The sequence below is a fragment of the Sphingobium trunci genome (assembly GCF_022664535.1).
Classification (GTDB): Bacteria; Pseudomonadota; Alphaproteobacteria; order Sphingomonadales; family Sphingomonadaceae; genus Sphingobium.
Genome location: NZ_JAKUJY010000018.1, coordinates 73175 through 97360 on the forward strand (window position 1 = coordinate 73175; position 24186 = coordinate 97360).

Genomic DNA, 24186 nt, shown 5'->3' on the forward strand with positions numbered 1-24186 from the left:
CGTGGCAGACCGGACGGCAACTAACAAAAAACAGCTGCGGGAGAAGGTATGGCGACTTGCCTCGTGCACATGCGTGTGAAGGACGGCCAGGCGGCGGCGTTCGAAGCGTTGGCGCGGCGGCTCCATGCGGCTTCGATGGAGCAGGAGCCAGGCATGCGCCGCTATGAATATTGGCGTGGGCGCGAACCGGGAAGCTACTATTGCCTCGAGTCTTTCGATGATTATGCGGGCTTCCTCGCGCATGAAACGGCGCCGTATCACGAAGCGGCTGCTGAGCCGATCATGGCGATGATCGAGCATTTCGATCTCGAATGGGTCGATCCGCTGGCTGGCGCGTCGCCGCTAGGCATGTCGAACGAACAGCCGTTGCCGGTCGATGCCGGGGAGCGAACCCGGCTCTATGCGGAGATGTTCCCGCTCGTGCTCGCCTCCTGGTGGAAGACCCTGCGCGATGCGCCTGCCGTCCTGGAGCCCGGGCTGTGAGGGGGCGGGTTGAAGGCAAGGTCGTACTCGTCACTGGTGCGGGGCGGGGGCAGGGCGCGGCGCATGCGCGCCTGCTTGCGGCTGAAGGGGCGACCGTCATCGTCACCGATATTCACAAGGACGAGGCAGCGGCGGTGGCGGGGGCAATCGGCGACGCGAGCTGGCACGCCCGGCTCGACGTCGCCGATCAGGCCTCATGGGCCGAACTCGGCGCACGCATCGAGGACCGGCATGGGCGGCTCGACGGGCTGGTCAACAATGCCGGCATTGCCGTGATGGCGGACCTGTGGGCGACCGACCTTGGCCTGTTCGAGCGGATCGTGGCGATCAATCAGACCGGCACCTACCTCGGGATGCGGTTCGGCGCGGAACTGATGAAGCGGTCGGGAGGCGGTTCGATCGTGAATGTGTCCTCGATCGCTGGCAGCAGGGCCGATCCGCTGTTCCTGGCCTATACCGGCACCAAGTGGGCGGTGCGCGGCCTGTCCCGTGCCGCCGCGCGCACGCTGGCGCCCGATGCCATCCGCGTGAACGTGGTGCTGCCTGGCATTATCGACACGCCGATGCTGACCGAGGCGCTGCCGGAACTGGACGTAGCCGCCTTTGGCGCTCAGACGGCGCCGCTCGGCCGGACCGGGCAACCTGTCGACGTGGCGCGTGCCGTCCTGTTCCTCATTTCCGATGAGAGCGCCTACATGACCGGCGCTGAACTCATCGTGGATGGAGGAGTGACGGCGTGATGTGCGGTCGGCTAGAGCTTGAGAAGCTGCTTGCCCCGGTTCTGTCCCGTGAAGAGTCGCATGAGCGTGGCGGGGGCGTTTTCAAAGCCGTGCTGGATATCCTCGCGGTAGGTCAGACGGCCATCCCGGACCAGTCCTTCCAGCCGCGCGCGGATGGCGGGAAACTCGTTCGCCCAGTCGAGTACGATGAACCCGGCCATACTGGCGCGGCGGAACACGAGGTTGAAATAGTTGGTGGGACCGATCGGCAATCCCCCATTTACATTGCGGCTGATCCCGCCGCAGATCACCGCCCGTGCGCCGTTCGCCAGATGGCCCAGCATAGCGTCCAGGATGCGGCCGCCGACATTGTCGAACACCACGTCTGCACCGTCTGGGCACTGCGCGGCGATCTGCTCCGCAAGCGATCCGGCGCGATAGTCGATGGCGGCATCGAAGCCGGCGTCCTCGACCAGCCAGCGGCACTTTTCAGCGCCTCCGGCGATGCCGACCACGCGCGCACCGGCGATCCGCGCAAGCTGGCCAACGACCGACCCCGTCGCTCCCGCCGCGCCGGATACCAATACGGTGTCGCCGGGCAACGGACATCCGCGCTTGAACAGGCCGCACCACGCGGTAAGGCCGGTGATGCCGAGGATCGAAAGCATGGCCGTGGGCGGCAGTGTCGTGGAGATCTTCTCTATCCCGCTACCGTCCGCCACATGATGTTCGATCCATCCGGTCGTGCCGACCACCCAGTCGCCCGGCATGAAGTCGGGGTGACGGCTTGCCACGACTTCGCTTATCGCGCTGCCGCGCATGACATCGCCCATTGCCATCGGCGCGACATAGTCGGCAATATTTTCCATCCATCCCTTCTGCGCAGGATCGAAGCCCAGATAGCGCGTGGCAAGCAGCATCTGGCCGTCACCGGGCGAGGGGATATCCGCCGTGACCAGGCGGAAGTCGTCCAACCGGACGGGCCGCCCCCGCGGATGCGCGTTCAAAAGCCATTGGCGTGTCGTCGGCATGCGAAGCCTTTCCGTTTCGATCAGGCCGACCATCGCCCGGGGTGGATGAGGGCCGCCACACGCAAAAGTGACAGGCCCTGCTACAGGCAAAAACGTCGCGACAAGTGGTAAGAGCGAGAGAGAGGAAAAGCTCATGGGCGCAATCATTGACAGCCGGATCGGACTGGATGCGGAAAGCTGGATCGAACGGGCAATCGTGCGGGACGTACAGGATATCCGCCGGGCCGCGATCAGCATCCGCGATTTCGCGGGCTGCCACGGGCTGAGGTCCGCACTGTGCGCGAACATCGCGTCCAAAGAGGTGATGACCGACGCCGACGGGGTCGTCCTGGCCTCGGACGTGTTCGGTTGGGCGGCAGATGGCGAGCGCTGGTGGGAAGACCCGCGGCTGGCGCTTCATTCGCTGCTGCCGCGCGCCTGTCGCTATGAAAGCGAGCCCTTCTGGTGCAACGCGAACGGGTTCTTCACGACCACGTTCAACCCTTATCTGCAGGAGATCGATACCGCGCGCTTCTTCGAATCGCAGTTCGCGCTCAGGGCCGCGATCGTCGTGCCGGTGCATCTGCCTTTCGCACAGGTGTCGGCCAACAGCTTCGTGCCCGCCGACCCCCTTGTGGACGATCTGGGTGAAGTGTTCGAACGGATCGGCGACACGCTGGCCGCGATGACGCGACGGTTCATTACCGGCTATATCGCGGCAAGGCGACCGAAGCGGCGCATCCCGTCAGGCTGCGAACTCTCCAAGCGGGAGGTGGAATGCCTGCACTGGGCAGCCATCGGCAAGACCGACAGCGAGATTGCGACGATCATCGAACTCAGCCATGCGACGATCCGCTATCACATCAACCGCGCCAGCGAGAAGCTGAACGCGGTCAATCGAGCGCAGACCGTCTTCAAGGCCGGGCAATTGGGCTATCTGGGCGCCAGCGCCTGACGCCGCCCTCCTCAAAAGCGCTAGCTAACCTTCGGCGCTGATCGTGCAATGGTGATCGCCAACCAGAACTCCAGCAAGCGAGGCGAGATGGCAGAGGCGGATCTGTGCACCAGTGACCGGGCGGCCCGCCGCCGGCAAAGCGCGCGCGCCGATATACGTCGCATGGTCGCGCTGATTGCCGGGGATCGGACCGATTGCGCGGCGGCTCCGCTCGTTCTGGACAAGTCGATCTACACCGGGCGCCTGCGCCATGCGGCGGAGATGGACGGGATCTTTCGCAAGCAGCCCCTGATCGCCGGACTCAGCGGCGACATTCCCGAACCCGGCGATGCCCTGGTGTTCGACGCGGCGGGGCCTTCGGTGCTGGTCATGCGGGGCAAGGATGGCACGGCGCGCGCCTTCCTCAACATGTGCACCCACCGCGCCGCCAGGCTGGTAGAGGAACAGGAGCCATGGCGCGGTCGCCTGCCGCGCGTCGCCTGTCCGTTCCACGCCTGGACGTTTGATGGGCAGGGCAGGTTGGTCGGTCAGCCGGGCAAGGAGGGCTTTGCCGGTTGCCCCGAAGGCGCGCGCGATCTGGTGGGGCTCCCCTGCGAGGAGCATCTGGGGCTGATCTTCGTGCGGCTCGATCCTCCGGCCGGGCCTGTCGACGCGACGGCGCATCTGGGCGCTTTTGCCCCGGTGCTGGAACAGATGGAGCCCTGGCGCGCCGAGCCGGTGAAGAAGGGCGTGCTGAGAGCGGATGCCAACTGGAAATTCGCGCTCGACACTTATGGAGAGAGCTATCACTTCAAGAGCCTGCACAAATCGACCATAGGCCAGACGCATTATTCGAACCGGGGGATTTACCAGCCCGTCGGGCAGCATCACCGCGTGAATTTCCCTGACCTGTCGATGGGGGAACTTGTCAGCACGCCCGAAGCCGAATGGCCGGAAGCCGAATATGGCGGGGTCCATTACATCTTTCCCAACACGGTCCTGTTCTTCGGCGCGGTAACCCCCGGCGTGCATTTCACCCAGCTTTTCCGCCTGTTCCCCGACGGCCCCGACCGGATGATCTGCCACTTCGCGGTCTATGCCCCCTTCGGGGTGATCGATGATGCGCACCGGGCGGTTTGCGAGGAGGCCTATGATGCGACGGCCGGCGTCGTCCAGACCGAGGACTATCGCGTCGCTTCGGCCGGCTATGCCAACATGCTGAGTGCGCCCGATGGCTTCCAGGTGGTGCTTGGCGCCAACGAGCCGGCGCTGCACGGCGTGCACCGCCACATCGCAGAGGCTTGCGGCATGCCTCTCGATCGCACGGAGCCGGCGGGTCGATGACTGACGCTCTTTCCAGCCCCGCGCGCGCGGATCGCTGCCCCGGCCAGAGCTATACCGATATGCTCAACGGCGATACGCGGCCTGCACCAGATTATCTGCTGGCGGAATCGTCGATCCCGCTGGACGACGAGCCGCTCGATCCCTCGCGCTATACCAGCGAGGCTTTCGCGGCGGCGGAACGGGCGAAGCTGTGGCCCAACATCTGGCACTTCGCCGCGCGCGAGGAGGATATGCCGGAACCGGGCGACACCGTCGTCTACGAAATCGCCGATCGTAACTATCTGCTGGTGCGGCAGGAGGACGGCTCGATCCGGGCCTTCCACAATGTCTGCCTGCATCGCGGGCGGCTGCTGCGGGATCATGGCGGGCGCGCGGTCCATTTGCGCTGCGCGTTCCACGGCTTCACCTGGCACAATGACGGTAGCCTGAAGGAGGTGCCGTGCCCATGGGACTTCCGCCACCTCGAAGGCAGGAACCTGTCGCTGCCGCAGCTTCGGGTCGAGCGCTGGCAGGGCTTCGTGATGGTGACGGAGAATGCTGGGCTGCCGCCTTTCCGGACGTGGATCGGACCGGGGGTGGAACATTATGACAACTGGCGGCTCGACGAATGCCATACCATGGCCTGGATCGGCCGGGTCTTCCCGGCAAACTGGAAGGCGACGGCGGAAGCCTTCATGGAGGCGTTCCATGCAGTCGTGACGCATCCACAGATACTGGGCTTCACCGCCGATGCCAACAGCCGCTATGATCTTTATGGCGATCACATGAACCGCGCCATCACGCCCAACGGCGCGCTCAGCCCGCATGTGCGGGGGCGCAGCCAGCGCTATGTGCTGGATAAGATCACCGAATTCCTGCAGGGCGATGGCGGTGGCCGCTTCGCCGAGGACGGCGGCGACGACTTGCGCGGCTTCGCGCCCGACGATCCGCTGCTGGCGCGCAAGGTGCTGGCACAGGCCAATCGCGAGATTTTCGCAGCCATGGACGGCCATGACTATTCGGCGGTGAGCGACAGCGAAGTGCTGGATAATTTCACTTACAACATCTTTCCCAACTTCGCGCCGTGGGGCGGGCTGGTGCCCAACATCGTCTATCGCTGGCGGCCCTGGCGGGATGTCGATCACTGCCTCATGGAAGTGCGTATTCTGACTCGCACGCCTAAGGGCACAAGACCGCCCAAGGCGCCGCCGATGCACTTGATCGGGGAGGATGAAACATTCATGACGGTGGCGCATCTGATTGGGCCGGGCCTGGCGGGTGTGTTCGATCAGGACCTTGCCAATCTGGAAGCGGTGCAGAAGGGCATGAAGGCTTCCGCGAACCGCCGGATCGAGCTGGCGCACTATCAGGAAAGCCGCATCCGGCATTTTCAACGCACGCTGGACAAGTATCTGGGCGGGGAGCTCCCCTAGGGTCAGAACCCCAGATAACTGGAGCATGATCTGATCAAGCTGAATCGGATCATGCTCCATTTGTCTTTGGTTTTCCCCATTTTCCGAGCCAGCAGGTGATGCCACCCGCTTTGAAAAGGCTCTGGGGCGTAAACTCATCCATGGCGCGCTCGAGGTTTGAGGCAAAAAGGCCCTGCACGAGGAGGCAGGGCGCAGGAACATGTCGATATTTCCAGCCCTCTCGACGTCGTGCGGGGCCTTTTTGGTCCAATCCGCAGGACGCCAAAATGGCTTCCATCTCGAACCGACATGCGCTTGCAAAGGTGTCTCACCTTCGCGGCACGCATTTCGGCCCGATCTGTTCGCCATTTGGCGCCTCGAACGTGCCATGGATGAGTTTACGCCCTAGGCCTTCAGGGCACGTGCCATGGCAGCCGTATCGAAATAGTGGATGCGCATTTCCGCCATCTTCCCGTCCCCGTCGAAGCGCGTGACCTCGGACACGTGCTGAACGATGCGCTCACCGGTTTCCGGCACGGTCATGCTGAAGCGCAACAAGGCCACCACATGCGTCTCTCCGCCGATCAGGTCGATCCATTCGACGAGCGGGTCCCGCCAGAAACTCATTACCCGGATGAACAGCCTTTCCAGGGCGTCGCGACCGCGCCATTCGCCGCCATAGGGCAGGCTCGCAGGTTCGTGGATCACGAAATCCTGTGCCATGAATATTTGCACTGCAGCCCATTCACCGCGGGCGGCATGTTCGTACATGGTTCGGACGGCTTGGGTCGGTGTCATGGCGACTATCCGGATGATTGGGCCGTGCCTGCATAATCGCAGATGGGGAGGGGACCCCATCGTCAAAAATGTCAGGTGATCGGGCCCATCGCACCCCGGAAGGAAGCGCAGGGCGCCGTAACATGATCGACATGACCGGGGCCTTTGCCGCCTGACCCTAGCGTTTTGATGAGTCGAACCCCTTTCAGCGGCGCCTTATGGCTTGGCGGGATCACGGCGAACGAAGGGAAAGGGAGCGAATGGACGCGATCGCCGAAGCGTTGTTCACCCATGGAGCGTCACTCCGTCTCTTCGCCCGTTTCCTCGCCGCGCTGAAGAGGCTCATCGAAGGACCTGAGGAGTTGTCAGCATGAAAGGCTCTGCCATGTCCGCACCCGGCCCGCTCAAGGCTCTCGGCGAGATCGTACAGATCGCTTACCTGCCTTCGAACTTCGAGGCCGCGCTCGACCACTGGACGAAGACGATGGGCGTCGGCCCGTTCTTCATGCTTCAGAATATTCAACTCGGCGCAATGAAGTATGAAGGACAGCCTACCGACGCCCTGTTCTCGATCGCCATCGGCTATTGGGGTGATATCCAGATCGAGTTGATCCGTCCCGAAAACGATGCGCCTTCAGTCTACACCGGCCCCTATGCGGTGAAGGACCAAGTGCATCATGTCTGCCTGTTCGTCGACTCGATCGACGATGCGCGCCGTGCCTGTGCCGAAATCGGTGCGAAAACCCTGCTGGAAGGCAAGGTCGGCGATACCGGCGAGGTGATCTACATCGATGCCGGCGGCGGCCCGGGACATGTGATCGAAATGCTGCAGCCCATGGAGGGTTCGGATGCGCTTTTCGCGATGATGCGCGAAGCCGCGCGCGACTGGGACGGCAGCGATCCGTTGCGGGTGATCGGATAAGGAAGCAGGCAAGTGAGCACACAACGCGCATGGGAGATCGCGGACCGGGTGGAAGTATTCGTTCGCGAGGTCGTTATCCCCTATGAACAGGATGCAAGGCGGGACAATCACCATGTTCCCACCGATGAAATGATCATTGAGATGCGCGAGAAGGCGCGGGCGGCTGGCGTGCTGACGCCGCATATTCTGCCGGACGGTACGCATCTCAGCCAACGAGAGACGGCCACGGTCCTGATCCGCACGGGTCTTTCCCCGCTGGGTCCACTCGCCTGCAACACCAATGCCCCCGATGAGGGCAACATGTATCTGCTGGGTGCCGTGGGCAGCCCGGAGATCAAGCGGCGTTTCCTCAAGCCTCTGCGTGAGGGGCGCGCGCGCTCGGCCTTCTTCATGACAGAACCCGCCGAATGGAATGGTGCCGGGTCAGACCCGTCGATGATGAAGACCACGGCCCGGCGCGATGGCGGTGACTGGGTGATCAACGGGCGCAAGGCCTTCATCACCGGCGTCAACGGCGCCAGCATCGGCATCATCATGGCCAAGGCGGAGGAGGGAGCTTCGATGTTCCTCGTGGACCTGCCGCATCCGGCGATCCGCGTGGTTCATGTGCCCAACACGATCGACAATGCCATGCCCGGCGGCCATTCGACCATCGCGATCGAGGAACTGCGCGTGCCGGCTGGCCAGATGCTGGGCGAGCCGGGCAAAGGGTTCGGATATGCGCAACTACGGCTATCGCCGGCGCGTCTGTCGCATTGCATGCGCTGGCTGGGAGCTTGTATGCGCGCGCAGGAAATCGCCACGGACTATGCCAACCGCCGTCATGCCTTCGGCAAGGTGCTGATCGATCATGAAGGAGTCGGCTTCATGCTGGCCGAGAACATGATCGAACTGAAGCAGGCCGAACTGACGATCGACTGGTGCGCGGGCGTGCTCGATACCGGCGATCTGGGTACCGTCGAAAGCTCGTTGGCCAAGGTGGCTGTATCCGAGGCGCTGATGCGCGTGGCGGATCGGTGTGTTCAGGTGATGGGCGGCACCGGCGTGACCGACAAGACCATCGTGGAGCAGGTGTTCCGCGAAATTCGCGCCTTCCGCATCTATGATGGGCCGACCGAGGTTCACAAGTGGAGCCTGGCGAAGAAGATACGCCGTGACTGGAAAGCGGCCAATCCGTGAAGGGTGACATCGCCTCGGCCAATATCGGCACCACGCCGGTGCGCAGGGGTTTCGGCTTCGACATATCGGCTCTCATGGGCTGGATGACGGCGCATGTCGAAGATTTCGCGGGCCCACTGACGATCGAGCAGTTCCGTGGCGGCCTGTCTAACCCGACATATAAGCTGGCCACGCCCTTGCGGAGCTACGTGCTGCGGCGCAAGCCCCCCGGAACCACCCTGCGTGGCGCACATGCGGTGGACCGTGAGGCGCGTGTGCAGCAAAGCCTGGGTGCGGCGGGCTTTCCGGTCGCGCGCGTGCATGGCCTGTGCACTGACGATGCCGTAATCGGAAGCTGGTTCTACGTGATGGACATGGTGGAGGGGCGGATCTTCTGGGACGCGGCTTTCCGTTCGGCGCCCGATGCCGATCGTCCGGCCTTTATTGACGCGATGAACGCAGCCTTGGCGCAGCTCCATGGTTTCGATCCATCTGCTTTGGGTCTTGGCGATTATGGCCGGCCCGGCAACTATTTCGCGCGCCAGATCGCCCGATGGAGTCAGCAGTATCTGGCCGATACCCTGGCCGGTCGCGATCCGGACATGGACGCGCTCGTCGCGGCCTTGCCTGCCATGATTCCCCTGGATGATGGCGGAACGAGCGTGATTCACGGTGACTTTCGCTGCGATAATCTGATTTTTCACCCCACCGAACCGCGCATTCTGGCGGTGATTGATTGGGAACTGTCGACGATTGGAAGTCCGCTCGCGGACTTTGCCTATCACGCGATGATGTACCGTATGCCGCCCGACATTATCGCGGGGCTCGAAGGCAGCGACCTGGCCGGATTGAACATTCCATCTGAAGCGGACTATGTCCGGGCCTACTGCGAACGTACCGGTCGGCTGTCGCTGCCGGACTATGAATTCGCGATGGCCTTCAACCTGTTCCGCCTGGCCGCCATCTTCCATGGGATCAAGGGCCGGGTCATCCGGGGAACCGCCGTCAACAGCCAGGCCCGCCGGCGGGCCGAGGCTTTCCCCAGGCTTGCCCGGATGGCGCGCGAAACGCTGAATGGTTGTCCGTGAGATGACGTCTCCTGATTTTCGCGCCAGCAAGCAATTCAGGCAAGGGGTCGATACTGATCCAGCCGGTCGATGAGAATCCGGATTTGCGCGGCCTCTGCGGCGCTGTTGGCGATGTTCATCGCGCCGCTATAAGCCATTCTCGCTTCCTCGAAGCGACCGAGCCGGTCCAGCAACTGGCCATGCACCGCGTGAAAATAAAAATAATGCTGCAGCGCCGCGTTCAGCGGTTCGACCAAGTCCAGCGCGGCTTGCGGCCCCGCCACTTGCCACACGGCCACGGCATGATTGAGCGCCACTACCGGTGTCGGTTGAAATTCGGCGAGCGCACGATAAAGCCGCTCGATCTGGGGCCAGTCGGTCTGCGCGACGCTCGGGGCGCGCGCGTGGAGCGCGGCGATGGCAGCCTGGATCTGATAGGGGCCGGGGCGACCCATGGCGAACGCCCGATCGACGAGAGATGTGCCCTCGACAATGCACGCGCGATCCCAGCAAGCGCGATCCTGTTCCTCCAGCAACACCGTCATGCCGTCCGCATCGAAACGCGCAACGGCGCGCGATTGCTGCAGCAGCATCAGCCCCACCAGTCCCAACACCTCGGGTTCGCCCGGACAAAGTTCGATCAGCAGCCGTCCGAGACGTATCGCCTCATCACAGAGAGACCCCTTGTGAGGCATCTCGCGTGCCGATGCCGAGTAGCCCTCGTTGAACATGAGGTAGAGCATCGAGAGCACCGTCGTAAGCCGCTCGATACGGGCAATGCGCGAGGGTGTCTCGAACAGCACATCCGCTTGGGCAAGCGCGCGCTTGGCCCGTGTGATCCGCTGTTCCATCGCGGCTTCGCTCACCAGAAAAGCGCGGGCGATCCGCGCGACGCTCAGGCCGGACACGACGCGCAGGGCCAAGGCAATTTGCTGGGTTTTAGAGAGGCTCCGATGACAGCAGATGAAGAGGAGGCGGATCATGTCATCGCCGAATTCCGCCGTCTCGAGTTCCTCTGCGATGCGCTCTTCCGCTTGGTTGTCGATTAGGCTTTCAAGTTCCGGGGACATGGTAGCGACGCGCGTCTGCCGCCTCACCGTGTCGATAGCCGCGTTACGGCCGACCAGGATTAACCAGGCCAGCGGATCTCGTGGCGCGCCGTGCTGCGGCCATTTGGAGAGAGCACGAAGACTCGCCTCCTGAAAAGCTTCCTCCGCCAACTCGACGTTATCGAAGTAACGCAGCAACGCGGCGATCGCGCGCGGCCGCGCGGTCCGAAGCTGAAGGTCGATCCATGCGCTATCGATCATCGGTCCGATCCAAGCCCGGGTGTCTACGCGGCCGGCTCCATTGTCCTTACATATATTTGCCGTGCCTCGCTTCGCTTTCCTGACCCAGTTGCGCATGCAGTGCGTGCATCTCTGGCGAGAATGCCTCGCCGAAATCCGCAATCGAATAGAAGGGCCGAATATCGATATCCGATGGACCAAACATCGGATTGGGGCACTTCTTCACCCAATCGATTGCCTGAGCCATCGACTCGACCTCCCAAATCCAGAAGCCGGCCACCAATTCTTTGGTTTCAGTGAATGGCCCGTCGGTCACGATCCGGTCAGCACCGTCGAAATGGACGCGCACTCCTTCCGAACTGGGTTTCAGGCCGTCGCCTGCGACCAGGATTCCCGCTTTCACCAACTGTTCGTTATAGGCCATCATCGCCTCGGCCAGTTCGGCGGTCGGCATGCGGCCTGCTTCACTGTCGTCAGTCGCCTTCACCATCACCATTACACGCATTGTCATCTCCATTGCTCATCGTCGGCTCTTCAAGGACGATCGTAGTGGACGCAATCCGACATCAGAGGGCAAGTTAATCAAATTATTTGCTGCCCTCGCAGCTATTCGCCATCCCTACCGCTCGCTGGACGTGGACACGGAAGAGACTTGATCCGGTGCGCATGGTGGCCGGGGCGCAGGGCAGCGAACCGACGATGGGAGAAGCGGCGTGCGCCAACGAAGCGCACATTCAAGGCGATGAGCGGCATCTCTTGAGTTTGTCCTGCATTCAAGGCCAATCTGGCATATGCAGGCTTGCAAGGCCGGATCAGTCCGTCGCTCCTTTTGGGGAGAGAAAGCGGACCAGGGCAGCGGCCACCTCGCCTGGCTGCTCGTCCGCAACATAGTGACCGCAGCGTTCGATCGCACCGCCGGTCACGTCCATCGCGAACTCCTCCAGCATGGGCACCATGCGCGAACCGAACCGCTGGTCTCCGCCCAGGGCGAGCACCGGCATCTCCAGCGGATGCTTCTTCCATTCGAGCGCGGCGGCATGATCGGTGGCAAAGGCCCGATACCATTCCATGCTGCCGCGCGTCCGGCCGGGAAACGCCAGCGCCTTGGCGAAGATTGCGATGTCCGAAGGATCATAGCAGTTGTGATCGTAGATCCGCTCGGCGATAAAGGCAGAGACATAGTCGTGCTCGCGACTGTAGATGAGGCGTTCCGGGAGGTCGCGGTTCATGTGAAAGCCGAAGTGCCATAGCTTGGCAGCGGTCGCTTCCCATTCACTCCAGCCGGGCACCGGCACATCGAGCACGGCCAAGTGCGTGACGGCGTTGCGGTGCTTCGCGGCCAGGGCCACCGCGACCATGCCGCCGATGTCATGACCGCAGACCGCATAGCGATCATGCCCCAGCGCGGTCATTGCTTCGTGCACATCCTCGGCCAGGGTGACCTTGTCGTAACCGTCCTGCGGGCAATCGGAAAAGCCCGCGCCGCGCAGGTCCATGGCTACCACCCTGAAGCGATCGCTCAGCAATGGCATGACATGACGCCACTCCCACCATGTCTGTGGGAACCCGTGCAGCAGCACGATCGGCGAGCCTGCGCCACCGGTCACGGTATGGATCTTGATGCCGTTCGCCGGGACGAGCTGCTGGGCGAACCCTTCCAGTTTTGTCATCATGGTCTGGCCTTCCATCAGACGGATTGTTGTTGAGCATCGCCCGGAAGCGCGGATCGGTTGCCGCCCCGAACGGTCCAGTCGGCCATGATCGACCAGTCCTTGTCGCCCAGCCCGGCCGAAACGGCTTCACCCAATTGCTTCTGCACCGCCTCAAGCATGGGCAGCCTGCCTATGGTCCGGCTGCCCGCTTCGGTCGCGAGCCGCAGGTCCTTGAGGCCGAGCGCCGCCTTGAACCCGGGCTCGAACGCGCGCTCCATGATCTGAGCGCTATAGCTTTCGTAGGTTCGACCGGAAAAGAGCGTGCCCAGGATCAGTTCGAAGAAGCGGCTGCAATCAAGGCCTGCGCTTTCGGTCAGGGCCACGCCCTCGGCCATCGCTTCGATCGCCATCGCGATCATCATGTTTGCGGCGATCTTGGCCGCGTTGGCCTGGGCGGGCACCTCGCCGAGCTTCCATATCTTCTTGCTCAACGGCATGAGCAGAGGCTCGACCCTGGCCACGGCATCGACCTTTCCGCCGACGAGCATATTCAACTCACCCTTCGCGGCGACATTCGGGCGCCCGAGCACCGGCGCAGACACATAGCCCACGCCCGCGTCTGCGTGCAGCTTCGCCAGCTCTTCCGCGAAGGCGATGGAGATGGTGGAGGTGACGACATGGACCAATCCGGCCCTCGCCCGTGCGAGAAGCGAGGGCTCCAGCACCACCTCGCGGATCGCCGCGTCGTCCGACAGCATGGTGAAGACCACCTCGCTTCGAAAGGCCTCCACCGGGTCTCGGAGGAGCGTCACACCGGGGATCGTCTCCGGTGAAATGGCCGTGCGGTTCCAGGCGCGTATCTCATGGCCTGCTGCGGCAAGATTGCGCGCGATCGGGATGCCCATGCTGCCCAGACCGATGAAGCCGATCTGCATAATGTATCTCCTGGGAATGAAGGGGTTCGCCGGACTGCCGGATAGGAGCCGCTCGCTCCGCACTTGCCGGCGATCCGGATGCTAAGCGGGTCAACGGAGTGGTCGCGCCCGCAACTGGATGGACCTAAGGTCCGTATATCGGGTGATGTCGGCCATGACCGCCTCGCACTCCGGACTGTTGAAGCTGCGTTCGATCGACGCTTCGTCCCGGAAACGGCATTCGCAGACAGCGACCGTTCCCGGCGCTTCGAGTGCGGGAAAGAAGGCAGTCAGGCGTTCGAGCCCGTGTCGCCCCCAGGCATGCATCACAAGCGGCAGGTGCCGCTCGAGATAATATCCACGATCGAAGCGGTCGGCGGGCGTACCTTGGTAGATCACATAGACGACAGCTTCCGCATCGTCGGCCGGTTGTGCTTGTTCAGCCATGAGAGCCTCCATGTTGGGCATGTGGTGCGGAGGGAGGACGTCGCCCCCCCTTCGCTCGGCGATTCTGTGTCGAACCGTCGTCAGGGAGAATTTAGGCAATCAGATTCGTTCGGAAACTGACAAAGCTGTACGTTCCATGTTCATTCATGTAAGGCTTCGCCATGCAGTGGAGCGATGTGCGAATCTTCCTTGCGATCGCGCGAGCCGGATCATTGGGCGGCGCGGCCCGCGCGCTGCACCTCAGTCATCCCACCGTCGGGCGCCGCCTTCGCGCGCTGGAGCAAGCCATGGGCCATGTGCTGTTCCAAAGGACCGCGGACGGTCTGGTGCCCACCGAGGAAGGCGCCGCCATCGTCGCGTTGGCGGAACAGATGGAGGAAAGTGCCCTCGCGATGGAGCGTCGGCTCGCGGGACAGGAGCAGAATTATCAAGGAAGCTTGCGCATCTCATCCGCCGACTGGTTCGGCGCCTATGTCCTGCCCCCGATCATCACCGACTATGTGGAGGCGCATCCCAATGTCGAAATCGAGGTCCTGACGGGAACCCGCCTGTTCAGCCTCGCGCAGCGGGAGGCTGACATCGCCTTCCGGATCGTGCCATTTGAAACGCCCGATATCGTACAGCGGCGGCTGGTCGGCCTCGCCTATGGCGCCTATGTCGCGGTGGATGCTCCAGAGCCGGTCTTTGGCGACGGGAGCGGCTTTCGGCTTATCACACACGACACGTCGACCGGCCATTTCCCGGATATTGCTTGGCTGACGGAAAGCTTCCCCAACGCGCGGCCGATCCTGCGTTCCAACAACCGCAATGTGCAGGCGCGGATGTGCAGCCAGGGTGTCGGAATCGCGGTCCTCCCCCAGGTAATCGGCCGCCAACTGCCCGATCTGCGCCTCCTGGACCTGCCGGCGCAGCCACCCGGACGGGACATCTGGATGGGCTATCATCGTGACTTGAGGCATCTAAGCCGCCTGCGCGCCTTCATTGCCCTTGTCGTCGAGCATGTGGAGAACGCGCGGTCACGCGCCGGTGCGAGCCGACAGGCTGTTCCCGTCAATCTGGACATCCGGCGGAAACGGCCCGATCCCTTCGGCGATGGCAAACCGGTTCGGCAAGGCGAATAAAAAACTTCCGGCCGCAGTGACCGTTTCCACCTTGCCGGCGAATAGGAGGTCATGGTCGCCAACCCGATATTCAGATTGCCGCTCGGGCGCCGGGCTCTGCAGCGCAGCCGCGCCAGTTCCGCGTCCGCCGGAGGTCAGGACGCATGGGGCGCCTTGATGACAGCCGCGCAGGAGGGTCATGGCGGTGCCTATCGGCGGCTCCTGACGGAAATGTCGAACTGGCTGATTTCCTATTTCCGTCGACGCCTTCCGGCGGGCGACGTCGACGATGCCGTGCAGGAGACCCTGCTTGCGGTCCACCGGCGGCGGCACACCTACGATCCGCGGCTTCCCCTGGCGCCCTGGCTGGCCGGAATTGCAAGGCGCAAATGGATCGACCAGCTTCGCAACCTCACACAACGACCGTTGGAAGAGCTGCTTGCCGACATTCCGGTCGCCGACCATGAGACGGCAGTGACGAGCGCTTCGGTACTGGCCCGTCTGCTCGACGAGCTGCGGCCGACGCAGGCGCAGGCCATCACGCTGGTCAAGCTCCAGGGCTACAGCATCGAGGATGCTGCGCGGGAAACGGGGCTGTCGCTGTCGGCCGTGAAGATGAACATCCACCGCGGGCTTGCGCGCCTGACCGTCATGCTGGAGAAGAGCGATGACATCGACTGACGCCCTCATTCTCAACCTGTCGTCCGATCTCGCACCGGTCAGGCGGCGCAACATGCTGCGGGAAATCGCGCTGCTGGTGGCGCTCGGCGCGGCGGAACTCGGCGTCATCCTGTGGACAGGCGCGATGCGCCCGGACATGGGGCTGGTGATCCTTTCCCCCTACATGATCTGGAAGATGGGCAGCCTGGCGCTCCTCGCCGGTATGACCTGCACCATCGCCATGCGATCGCTGGCGCCGCCCGCCTCGTCGCGGCGGGGCCTGATGCTGGCGCTCGGTACGGCCGCGCTGGCAATCGCGGGAGGCCTGCTCGTGACGTCCGCCGCCGACAGCGGCCGATCGCTTCTCGACCGCCTTTCCCCGGTTCACGGCATGCTCTGCGCCACCACGATCACTGTCCTGGCGATGCCCATGATGGCCGCGCTTGGCGTGCTGATGCGACGGGCGGCTCCAGTGCGCCCGAAGGAGAGCGCGCTTGCGTGCGGCCTTGCTGCTGCCACCTGCGCGGCCCTGATCTTCACCCTTTGCTGCCCCATGAACGACCCGCTCTATATCGCCGTCTGGTATTCTTTGGGGGTCACCTTCGTCGCGCTCGCAGCGCGCTGGCTCCTGCCGAGACGCTTCCGCTTGTAACCCGCTCGCTGCTGCGGCGGCCAGCTTCTCCCATGCGCTCGTGCCCGTTGTCCTCGCCTGGGGGCGGACAACGTGCGTCCTCATCTTGCCCCCGGGAAAGGAACACCCACATGACCATGACCGCCCAGCTCCCCCAGGCCGCTCGCTCGGTCCAGGCGGCATCGCACTGGCTCAAACGCTATTACTTCACTCGCTTCGCCTTCTGCGCGGCCTGGGTAGCCTTGGCATTCGCCATCGCAAAAAACCTGCCCCTCCTCGCAGCGATCATGCTGGTCGGCTATCCGGCGTGGGACGCGATCGCCAATTTCGTCGATGCCCAGCGGAGCGGCGGCCTGCGGCGGAATAGAGCCCAACTCCTGAACTTCCTCGTCAGCATCATCACCGCGATCGCTGTCGCTGTCGCGCTCAGGCACAGCATGAACGGCATGCTGATCGTCTTCGGCATGTGGGCGGCCTTTTCGGGAATCCTCCAACTCGCGACCGCGGTGGGCCGCTGGAAGACTGCCGGCGCCCAGTGGGCCATGATCCTGAGCGGCGCCCAGTCCGCCCTCGCCGCCGCCTTCATGATCAGGATGGCGCAGGGCCTGGAGCCGGTGGGCATCCTCAGCATCGCGCCCTACGCGGCCTTCGGCGCCTTCTACTTCCTGGTTGCGGCCGTGTCCCTGGCGGTGAGCGATGCCCGCAAGTCGAGGCACAGCGCCGCCTGAGCCGGAATATCTCTGGAAGGCGGTGACGGTCCGAAGGATCGAACGCCTCTTCCGGCCGTTGTCCGACCGATCGGAAAGGAACGCTATGCCATCGATACACTGGCCCCGACAGCTTGTCATCGTCAGGCACGGGCAGAGCGCGGGCAATGTTGCCAGAGATGCGGCCACCCTGGCAGAAATCGACAGAATAGCCCTTTCCGAGCGGGACGCGGATGTACCGCTCAGCGATCTCGGTCGCCAGCAGGCCATGGCATTGGGCCATTGGTTCGCACGCGAAAGAGAGGATGCCCGGCCGGAAGTCCTGCTCTCCTCCCCCTACAGGCGTGCCTGCCAGACGGCCGATCTGTTCCGCGCAGCTGGAGGCTGCCGGCCCAATGAATCCATCTGCTTCGATGAGCGACTGCGAGAGAAGGAGTTTGGGATATTGGACGGCCTGACCGTCAGTGGCATCCACCATCTCGAACCCCAGCAGGCGGAGTTTCGGCGTCTTTTGGGCAAATTCTATCATCGCCCGCCGGGCGGAGAAAGCTGGTGCGACGTCATCTTGCGATTGCGATCGGTAATGGACACCATCGCCCTCCATCACGCCGGACGGCGGGTGATGATCTTCACCCACCAGGTCGTGATACTGTGCCTGCGCTACATTATCGAGGGCATGACCGAGGAGGATATATTGGCGATCGACCGCGCCGGCGATATCGCCAATTGCGCGATCACCGATTATCGGTTCGATCCCGATGCCGGGCACGGCGGGGGACTGGTGTTGGCGCGCTATAATGTCACTGCGCCGATGGAGCAGGAAGCCACCCCCGTTACCAAATCCCCCGATGCGATTGCAGGTGCACGGGGATGAGGGAGACCCGGCTCGATGCGACATGGCTCCGGGATCATCCGCTTCCGCCGATGGATGAAGGGTCTGACAAGAATGAACGCGGACGGATATTGGCCGTGGGTGGCGCTGAATTCGTGCCTGGCGCCCTGCGCCTGACGGGCGAGGCGGCTTTGCGGGCCGGTGCGGGCAAGCTGCAAATGGCCACCGTGCGCTCCGCTGCGCTGCCGCTCGGCGTGCTGGTGCCCGAGGCCGCCATGATCGCCCTGCCTGCCCAGGACAATGGCGAGATCGCCGCCAGCGCAGCCGATCTTCTGATCGAGCGTGCCTTGCATTGCGACGGGCTGATTCTGGGACCGGGCATGAGCGTCAGCCCCCAAACCGACGAACTCGTGACGGCGGTGCTCGAAGGAATAGAGACGCCGTTGCCGATCGTGCTGGACGCGGCTGCCCTGACCGCCGCTCGCGACCTGCAAAGCGTCATTGCGCGGCATCAGGGTCATGTGATCCTGACCCCGCATCATGGCGAGATGGCGATCCTTGCCGGACTGACGCGACGGGAAGTCGCCGCCGATCCCAAGCTGGTTTCTCAGGACATAGCCAAGCGTTTCGAAGCCGTCGTTATGCTCAAGGGGAAGGAAACTATCCTTGCCGGGCCGAACGGAGACATTCTGCTTTACGAAGGGGGATGCGTGGGCCTGGCGACCGGCGGGTCGGGCGATGTTCTCGCCGGGGTCGTCGGGGGACTGGCGGCGCGCGGCGTCGTCCCCTTGGCGGCGGCGGCCTGGGCGACATGGGTGCATGGCCGGGCAGGGCGCAGGCTGGAGAGCCAGACGGGCGGCATAGGCTTTCTAGCGCGGGAGATTTTGCCCCTCATCCCGAAAATCCTGAACGACCCAACCGGCAAGGGCGAATTCTGAAGATCGCGGTCCTGCGATCGGCACCCTATGTGCGCCATCTGCTCATCGACTGGCCGAGGCAAGGGGCGATGCCGGTCGATGATGCCGGTGGAACCCCCGATTGGAATGTTCGTATCATCTTCATGGACGACATCGAAATGATCGAACGGCTCGCTCGCGCCATCTGCAAGCAGAAGGGCATTGCCCCAGATCACCATCATCCCGAATTCGGTACCCAGTGGCAGGCGACCGCACGCGAAGCCAAGGGCCTGCTGATTGTGATGCTCGATCCCACCGATGCCATGATCCGCGCCGGAGCCAGGCGGGCCGAGATCGATCCAGAGCGGGCGCGAACGGCTTATCGGGCGATGATTGACGCAGCGATCGCAAGGCATATTTGATGGAGACGGCCAGGATACCGGTATGGTGTCCCGCGCTCCATCGGGCGGTCAAAGGGCTGATCCGTGATTTTCAGATCGTTGCGGAGTCCGCGCCTGTCAAAGATACAATCCCGAGCGGCAAGACACTCGACGCGGATACAGGATAGCCGGTCGTTTTTATCGCTGCGCTTTTGATCATTTCAGCCGCTGGGTTGTTTCTGATTGTTGCTGGTTCCATTGACACCAGCGCGACAAGGAAAACAGACCAGATGGATCGCATCTTCACCTTTATCGCCACCCGCATCGCCGCTGCGGCCGGTCAGCCCATCACCTTCGCGCTGGCGCTCGGTATCATCCTCATCTGGGGAATCACCGGACCGATGTTCGGCTATTCCGATACCTGGCAGCTCATCATCAACACAGGCACGACGATCATCACCTTCCTGATGGTCTTTCTCATCCAGAACAGCCAGAACCGGGACGCTGCGGCCATGCAGGCGAAACTGGATGAGGTGATCCGCGCGCTTGATTCAGCGCGCGAGCAATTTATCGGGATCGAGCATCGAACCGCCAAGGAGGTGGAAGACATAAGAGCTGCCTTGGAGAGAGAAGTGGGCAGTGCGGACGGAAAGGCAGGCACGGCTGACGACAGTGTCGAGCGAATTATCGAGAGGTCCTGACCCTTACGCAGCGCGTTCCAATAATGCGTTGATCGGCGTGCGCCCTTCCGCCTTGATCGCGACGAAGCGCATTCCGACAGGATCAAAATGGACGTATGGCTGTTTGAGTGCTGATGGTGCAGGATAGCACATCCCATGCTCCGCCGCGCCGCGATGACCATCCAGGCGACGGCGTTGTGCGAAGCACTTCGCGTTTGGAGGCCTTTGCCGACGCAGTCTTTGCGATTGCCTTCACCCTGCCGATCGTCGAGATCAGGCTGCCCGAGCCCAGCAGCCGCTTCCTTGCCGACCTGTTCTCGCTCTGGCCGGAATGGTTGGGCTATGGCTTGGCTACTCTGGTCATCGGTATCTATTGGGTGCAACATCATTTTTCGGGAGCCATCTACCGAACGGTGGGCCATCGTTTCCTGCTTGCCACAATGCTTTTCCTGGCGATGATCGGTTTCATCGCTTTCCCCACGCGGGCATTTGCCGACAGCCTGGCTGTACCTGCTGCGGCGCGTCAGGGCGGGCTGATCTATGTCCTGAGCCTTTCAGCCCTGGCGCTGACCTGGTGGGTGAAGTGGCGCACCGGGCTGGCCATGGGGGAGGTCGATGAGCGGCTGGACCCTGCCTATGTGCAGCGTCTGAACCGAACCTATCGCCGAAGCACCTTGTTGATGCTCGTGGCGGGAGCAACCGCCTTTCTCAGATGGGAAGTCGGGCTTGCCATCGCCACGGCCGTTACCCTTTTCCATCTCCGCCCCCCGGAAACTCCTGTCTATGGCACCCGGGCGCCGATCGTGGAAGGCGAAGCTTGATGGATGGCGCCTTCGTTTCCACCCGACAGTGACATCCGGAGAGATTGATCTGATTGCTACCTTCGGAAATTACCCAGGCGTAGACATGTAACGACGATCAATCTCATCGATGCTGTAGCCCAGGGTCAGCGCCACGCGGCGGATGAGCGGTTCCCAGCGAGCGCGTTGATCGGCATAGCCTCCATAGTCGCGGTGCACGTCAATCCCCACCTGCTGCAACTTCGCAATGGCGGCGGCATAGCTTTCGCGGGAATGCGATACGTCCGAAGCATTTGCCGGGCTTTTTCCCGCGGTCGGAAAATTTCGATCCAACGTCTCGAGCAGGAGGCGAGCACCTTCGCGTAACGAGGAAACGGGCACTGAACACAGCAGCGAACGATATTTCTGCCGATCGAGCGTGGTATCGATCAGCGTCGTGAGGTCAAGGAGGATGAATGTGAGCCGGGATACTGAGTAGAGGGGGTCTTCGAAGCGGAAGTAGAAGAGCAGCGGATAGAAATGATGCGCCTCCTTTGTCACGGCGAGCGGCTGTACGAGGTTGCCGAGTTCGCTGGTCGCGTTGCTCAAATCGCCGCCTGAACCGAGCCGTGCCAGCATCTCCGCAGCGTCGCCGGTGCGCGCGGTGAGCAGGTCGATGGTAAGCGCAAGAGCGTTGCGCTCGCGCAGCCCGGAATAGACCTGGACCAAATAACTCAGGATGAGCGATAGAACAGATGCGCCGACAAGCGAGTTGAGCAGAAAGAGCAACTGCGTACCGGGCGTATGCGGCGAATAGTCGCCGCCACCGACGATTGAAAGGCTGTTGCCGGCGACCATAAGAGCCGTGACGAAGTCTCTGGAGGCCCCGCCGCTGCTGGGCCTGATTGCCGTCCCAAGTTCGGGTTGGATCATCAGCGAGGCTCCGGCCGTCAACCCGAGCGCCCAGAACACGATCAGCAGGATCACCATAAGCGGCCCTGCAAATGACAGGGCCGCCCCGCGATGCCGGCCCGATAATGTGGAAAGCCTCCTGAGCGATGCCCAGACGAGCCGGTTCCAGTAAGGCGCCAGCAGGCCGGTGCCCGCGCGCGCGTAGAGCACCGTCAGGAAAATGTCGGCGAGGAAGAGCAGCATCAACCCCGCGCCGCCGATCTGTTCAAGCGTCATTGTCAATGCCGTCACATGGATCGACTATAGCGAGGCGACCGCGTGGGGAATCTCGCCGGCCACCGTGCCTTCCGCCCGATAATCCGCGGGTATGTCGAAGTCTTTCCGGGCAAGGCCGCGAGAGGCTTGCGGTCCGCGCGGCAGACCGCTGCGGCTGGAGTAGTCGCGCTCGCCGCCGGGCCGACGACCGTGTGCGGCCTTGACCCCCGAATAGGCGACTATGTCGAGCACAGTGATTCCGATCACCAAGGCCAGCGCGATCGCAGCATTGTTCCGCTTCGGATTGTTCCGGCGAAGTGCCAGCGCCAGAGTGCCCAGATCAATCGCGTCACCGGCTATGCGGGACGCAAGGCCGACCGGCTTGTCCACGGACAGCGTCGGTACCGCGCTTGCAAGTTCGCGTGCGCCATAAGCTTGGATCAGGCGCTGCTTACCGCGCAGGCCCAAGGACCGTGCGATCCTGCCAGGCGCGAGCAGTTCTGTGACGCCCAGGCCGATGGAGAACCAGCCGAGCGCGCGGGCCAGATGGTCGGGGCCGGTAAGCGAGCTTGGGCCCTTGCGTTCGATACGGGGGTCTTCCTTGGAACGGGCAATTCCAGTGATATTGGTAAGCGGCATGATGACACCTCTAGAAGCAGGGATGGTTCAGGGCCGGAGCATGACCTTGATGCAACTGTCCGCCTTGTCGCGGAACGTCCGGTACATTGCCGGTCCTTCTGAAAGATCGACTTTATGGGTGATGACGAAGGACGGATCGATCTGATCGTCTTCGATCCGGCGCAGCAGATCTTCAGTCCAACGTGGCACATGTGCCTGTGCCATGCGGAATGTCAGGCCCTTGTTCATCGCCTGGCCCATCGGGATCTTGTCGACGAGGCCTGTATAAACGCCGATGATTGAGATGACGCCGGCCGGACGGCAGGCATAGATCATCTCGCGCAGGACGTGGGGCCGGTCGTTCTCGGTCATCATCATTTGTTTGGCCCGGTCCAGGATCGTGTCCGGCTGACCCAAATTGACGTGGCTTTCCGCGCCCACGGCGTCGATACATTTGTGAGGCCCTTCGCCGCCGGTAAGATCGTTCAGGCGTTCGATGACGCTTTCCTTCTCAAAATTGATGATCGTCGCGCCCGCAGCCGCAGCCATGGAAAGCCGTTCGGGCAGATGGTCGATCGCTATCACCTGCTCGGCGCCCAGCAGGATTGCCGAACGGATCGTCATTTGCCCTACGGGGCCGCAGCCCCAGACGGCGACCGTGTCGCCCGGCTCGATGTCCGCCTGAACCGCTGCCTGCCAGCCGGTCGGCAGGATGTCCGACAGGAAGAGGAGTTTCTCGTCATCTATGCCGTCCGGTACCTTGAGGTGGGTCGTGTCAGCGAAGGGAACCCGAAGATATTCGGCCTGTCCGCCTGGATAGCCGCCGGTCAGATGTGTGTAGCCGAAAAGACCCGCCGTCCTGTGGCCGAATGCCTTGTCGCCCAATTCTCCCTTCCGGTTCGTCCGCTGGCAGAGCGAGAAGTGGCCGCGACGGCACTGATCGCACTCGCCGCACTGGATGGTGAAAGGGATGACCACGCGGTCGCCGACCTTGAGCGAGCCGTTGACCGCGCTGCCGACTTCTACCACCTCGCCCATTGTCTCGTGGCCGAGAATGTCTCCTGGCAGCATGGCCGGGATCAGATTGTGGAACAGGTGAAGGTCGGAGCCGCAGATCGCACAGCTCGTCACCTTGATTATCGCGTCGCGGGGATGGCCGATTTCAGGATCGGAGACGGTGTCGTACCGGACATCTTCCTTGCCGTGCCAAACTAACGCTTTCATGCGAATCTCCTCTGGGTGTGAACGTTGATTTATTCACATGCAGCAAGCCCATGCGCATTCGGGCGATCCCTAGGGAACATTCCGAGGGTGCGTGGCATTGCCGAACCGCCGGCAAGTTGCACGAGGAGGTCGGGCAGGATGGCGATTTTGGCACCACCGGCGGGGAGGGGAACGTGATCGCGGCGGATTTTGGCGACGGCATGTGCACCGCTGGCCCGGATCAGGCGACCGGCGCGGCGCCCATCGGCCGGGCCCGCTTCCTTCACGCGGTTATCTCCTCCATACCCGACTTCGTCTACGCCTTCGACCCGCAGCGGCGCTTTGCTTATGCCAATCCCGCCATGCTCGGTCTGTTCGGACTTTCGGCAGACCAGATGCTCGGCAAAAGCTTCGCCGACCTCGGTT

General features: G+C 62.9%; 28 protein-coding genes. 18 read left to right on the forward strand and 10 right to left on the reverse strand.

Annotated elements, in window-relative coordinates; genetic code table 11:
• The first annotated feature begins 48 nt into the window (after positions 1–48).
• Positions 49–483 carry a putative quinol monooxygenase gene (locus MJ601_RS15550; protein ID WP_242128022.1) on the forward strand — a complete coding sequence of 145 codons (435 nt, stop codon included), beginning with the start codon at positions 49–51 and terminating at the stop codon, positions 481–483.
• The gene (locus tag MJ601_RS15555) at positions 480–1223 is read left to right on the forward strand and encodes a glucose 1-dehydrogenase (RefSeq protein ID WP_242128023.1); all 744 of its coding nucleotides are present in this window, start codon (positions 480–482) and stop codon (positions 1221–1223) included. Before MJ601_RS15550 ends, MJ601_RS15555 begins: the two co-directional genes overlap by 4 nt.
• An 11-nt stretch (positions 1224–1234) precedes the next feature.
• Here MJ601_RS15555 and MJ601_RS15560 read toward each other — a convergent pair whose 3' ends face one another.
• A complete protein-coding gene (locus MJ601_RS15560; protein ID WP_242128025.1) occupies positions 1235–2233 on the reverse strand; it encodes an NADP-dependent oxidoreductase in 999 nt (332 codons plus the stop codon).
• A gap of 133 nt (positions 2234–2366) precedes the next feature.
• Between MJ601_RS15560 and MJ601_RS15565 the strand changes: the two genes are divergently transcribed.
• The 3 genes from MJ601_RS15565 (at position 2367) to MJ601_RS15575 (ending at position 5902) form a co-directional block, all read left to right on the forward strand.
• On the forward strand, positions 2367–3167 hold the full coding sequence (locus tag MJ601_RS15565; protein WP_242128028.1) for a helix-turn-helix transcriptional regulator: 801 nt from the start codon (positions 2367–2369) through the stop codon (positions 3165–3167).
• Positions 3168–3254: 87 nt separating this feature from the next.
• Positions 3255–4490, forward strand: coding sequence for an aromatic ring-hydroxylating oxygenase subunit alpha (locus MJ601_RS15570; RefSeq protein WP_242128029.1), 1236 nt, complete (start codon positions 3255–3257; stop codon positions 4488–4490).
• Positions 4487–5902, forward strand: a complete 1416-nt coding sequence (locus MJ601_RS15575) for an aromatic ring-hydroxylating oxygenase subunit alpha (protein WP_242128031.1) — start codon at positions 4487–4489, stop codon at positions 5900–5902. Before MJ601_RS15570 ends, MJ601_RS15575 begins: the two co-directional genes overlap by 4 nt.
• Before the next feature lie 384 nt (positions 5903–6286).
• Here MJ601_RS15575 and MJ601_RS15580 read toward each other — a convergent pair whose 3' ends face one another.
• Complete coding sequence (locus tag MJ601_RS15580) at positions 6287–6679, reverse strand: nuclear transport factor 2 family protein (protein ID WP_242128033.1); 393 nt, start codon at positions 6677–6679, stop codon at positions 6287–6289.
• 349 nt (positions 6680–7028) lie between these two features.
• On the opposite strand from MJ601_RS15580, the gene MJ601_RS15585 reads away from it, so the two are divergent.
• Genes MJ601_RS15585 through MJ601_RS15595 form a run of 3 tightly spaced genes read left to right on the forward strand, consistent with a single transcriptional unit; the run spans position 7029 to position 9826 of the window.
• A complete protein-coding gene (locus MJ601_RS15585; RefSeq protein WP_242128035.1) occupies positions 7029–7580 on the forward strand; it encodes a VOC family protein in 552 nt (183 codons plus the stop codon).
• 12 nt (positions 7581–7592) lie between these two features.
• Positions 7593–8759: an acyl-CoA dehydrogenase family protein gene (locus MJ601_RS15590; RefSeq protein ID WP_242128037.1), complete on the forward strand. Its 1167-nt coding sequence runs from the start codon at positions 7593–7595 to the stop codon at positions 8757–8759.
• Positions 8756–9826, forward strand: a complete 1071-nt coding sequence (locus MJ601_RS15595) for a phosphotransferase family protein (RefSeq protein ID WP_242128039.1) — start codon at positions 8756–8758, stop codon at positions 9824–9826. Before MJ601_RS15590 ends, MJ601_RS15595 begins: the two co-directional genes overlap by 4 nt.
• A gap of 35 nt (positions 9827–9861) precedes the next feature.
• On the opposite strand, the gene MJ601_RS15600 is transcribed toward MJ601_RS15595, so the two are convergent.
• The 5 genes from MJ601_RS15600 to MJ601_RS15620 all read right to left on the reverse strand — a co-directional run bounded on the left by MJ601_RS15600 (position 9862) and on the right by MJ601_RS15620 (position 14107).
• Positions 9862–11115, reverse strand: a complete 1254-nt coding sequence (locus MJ601_RS15600) for an RNA polymerase sigma factor (RefSeq protein ID WP_242128041.1) — start codon at positions 11113–11115, stop codon at positions 9862–9864.
• A gap of 46 nt (positions 11116–11161) precedes the next feature.
• A complete protein-coding gene (locus MJ601_RS15605) occupies positions 11162–11599 on the reverse strand; it encodes a YciI family protein (protein ID WP_348635587.1) in 438 nt (145 codons plus the stop codon).
• 307 nt (positions 11600–11906) lie between these two features.
• Entirely contained in the window at positions 11907–12782 is an 876-nt protein-coding gene (locus MJ601_RS15610; protein WP_242128043.1) for an alpha/beta fold hydrolase, read from the reverse strand.
• Positions 12782–13681, reverse strand: coding sequence for an NAD(P)-dependent oxidoreductase (locus tag MJ601_RS15615; RefSeq protein ID WP_242128045.1), 900 nt, complete (start codon positions 13679–13681; stop codon positions 12782–12784). The genes MJ601_RS15610 and MJ601_RS15615 overlap by 1 nt, the downstream gene beginning before the upstream one ends.
• A gap of 90 nt (positions 13682–13771) precedes the next feature.
• Positions 13772–14107, reverse strand: coding sequence for an EthD family reductase (locus MJ601_RS15620; protein WP_242128047.1), 336 nt, complete (start codon positions 14105–14107; stop codon positions 13772–13774).
• A 176-nt stretch (positions 14108–14283) separates the two neighbouring features.
• Between MJ601_RS15620 and MJ601_RS15625 the strand changes: the two genes are divergently transcribed.
• The 9 genes from MJ601_RS15625 (at position 14284) to MJ601_RS15665 (ending at position 20814) form a co-directional block, all read left to right on the forward strand.
• Positions 14284–15228, forward strand: coding sequence for a LysR family transcriptional regulator (locus MJ601_RS15625; protein ID WP_242128049.1), 945 nt, complete (start codon positions 14284–14286; stop codon positions 15226–15228).
• A 156-nt stretch (positions 15229–15384) separates the two neighbouring features.
• Entirely contained in the window at positions 15385–15888 is a 504-nt protein-coding gene (locus tag MJ601_RS15630) for a sigma-70 family RNA polymerase sigma factor (protein ID WP_242128051.1), read from the forward strand.
• Positions 15875–16519: an NrsF family protein gene (locus MJ601_RS15635; RefSeq protein ID WP_242128053.1), complete on the forward strand. Its 645-nt coding sequence runs from the start codon at positions 15875–15877 to the stop codon at positions 16517–16519. The genes MJ601_RS15630 and MJ601_RS15635 overlap by 14 nt, the downstream gene beginning before the upstream one ends.
• Before the next feature lie 110 nt (positions 16520–16629).
• Positions 16630–17226 carry a DUF308 domain-containing protein gene (locus tag MJ601_RS15640; RefSeq protein ID WP_242128055.1) on the forward strand — a complete coding sequence of 199 codons (597 nt, stop codon included), beginning with the start codon at positions 16630–16632 and terminating at the stop codon, positions 17224–17226.
• An 85-nt stretch (positions 17227–17311) separates the two neighbouring features.
• A complete protein-coding gene (locus MJ601_RS15645; protein WP_242128058.1) occupies positions 17312–18079 on the forward strand; it encodes a histidine phosphatase family protein in 768 nt (255 codons plus the stop codon).
• Positions 18076–18975 carry an NAD(P)H-hydrate dehydratase gene (locus MJ601_RS15650; RefSeq protein ID WP_242128060.1) on the forward strand — a complete coding sequence of 300 codons (900 nt, stop codon included), beginning with the start codon at positions 18076–18078 and terminating at the stop codon, positions 18973–18975. The genes MJ601_RS15645 and MJ601_RS15650 overlap by 4 nt, the downstream gene beginning before the upstream one ends.
• Positions 18976–19043: 68 nt before the next feature.
• Positions 19044–19355, forward strand: a complete 312-nt coding sequence (locus MJ601_RS15655; RefSeq protein WP_242128062.1) for a hypothetical protein — start codon at positions 19044–19046, stop codon at positions 19353–19355.
• Positions 19356–19603: 248 nt separating this feature from the next.
• Positions 19604–20014: a low affinity iron permease family protein gene (locus tag MJ601_RS15660; RefSeq protein WP_242128064.1), complete on the forward strand. Its 411-nt coding sequence runs from the start codon at positions 19604–19606 to the stop codon at positions 20012–20014.
• A 113-nt stretch (positions 20015–20127) separates the two neighbouring features.
• A complete protein-coding gene (locus MJ601_RS15665; RefSeq protein WP_242128080.1) occupies positions 20128–20814 on the forward strand; it encodes a TMEM175 family protein in 687 nt (228 codons plus the stop codon).
• Positions 20815–20883: 69 nt separating this feature from the next.
• Here the strand turns inward: MJ601_RS15665 and MJ601_RS15670 are convergent, their stop codons facing one another.
• The 3 genes from MJ601_RS15670 to MJ601_RS15680 are packed head-to-tail and all read right to left on the reverse strand — an operon-like array spanning position 20884 to position 23781.
• On the reverse strand, positions 20884–21960 hold the full coding sequence (locus tag MJ601_RS15670) for an ion channel (RefSeq protein ID WP_242128066.1): 1077 nt from the start codon (positions 21958–21960) through the stop codon (positions 20884–20886).
• A gap of 24 nt (positions 21961–21984) precedes the next feature.
• Complete coding sequence (locus MJ601_RS15675; protein WP_242128069.1) at positions 21985–22578, reverse strand: hypothetical protein; 594 nt, start codon at positions 22576–22578, stop codon at positions 21985–21987.
• A 27-nt stretch (positions 22579–22605) separates the two neighbouring features.
• The gene (locus MJ601_RS15680; RefSeq protein WP_242128071.1) at positions 22606–23781 is read right to left on the reverse strand and encodes a zinc-dependent alcohol dehydrogenase; all 1176 of its coding nucleotides are present in this window, start codon (positions 23779–23781) and stop codon (positions 22606–22608) included.
• Positions 23782–23831: 50 nt separating this feature from the next.
• Between MJ601_RS15680 and MJ601_RS15685 the strand changes: the two genes are divergently transcribed.
• Positions 23832–24186, forward strand: a 355-nt coding sequence (locus tag MJ601_RS15685; protein ID WP_242128074.1) for a PAS domain-containing protein, incomplete at its 3' end; no start/stop codon positions are given.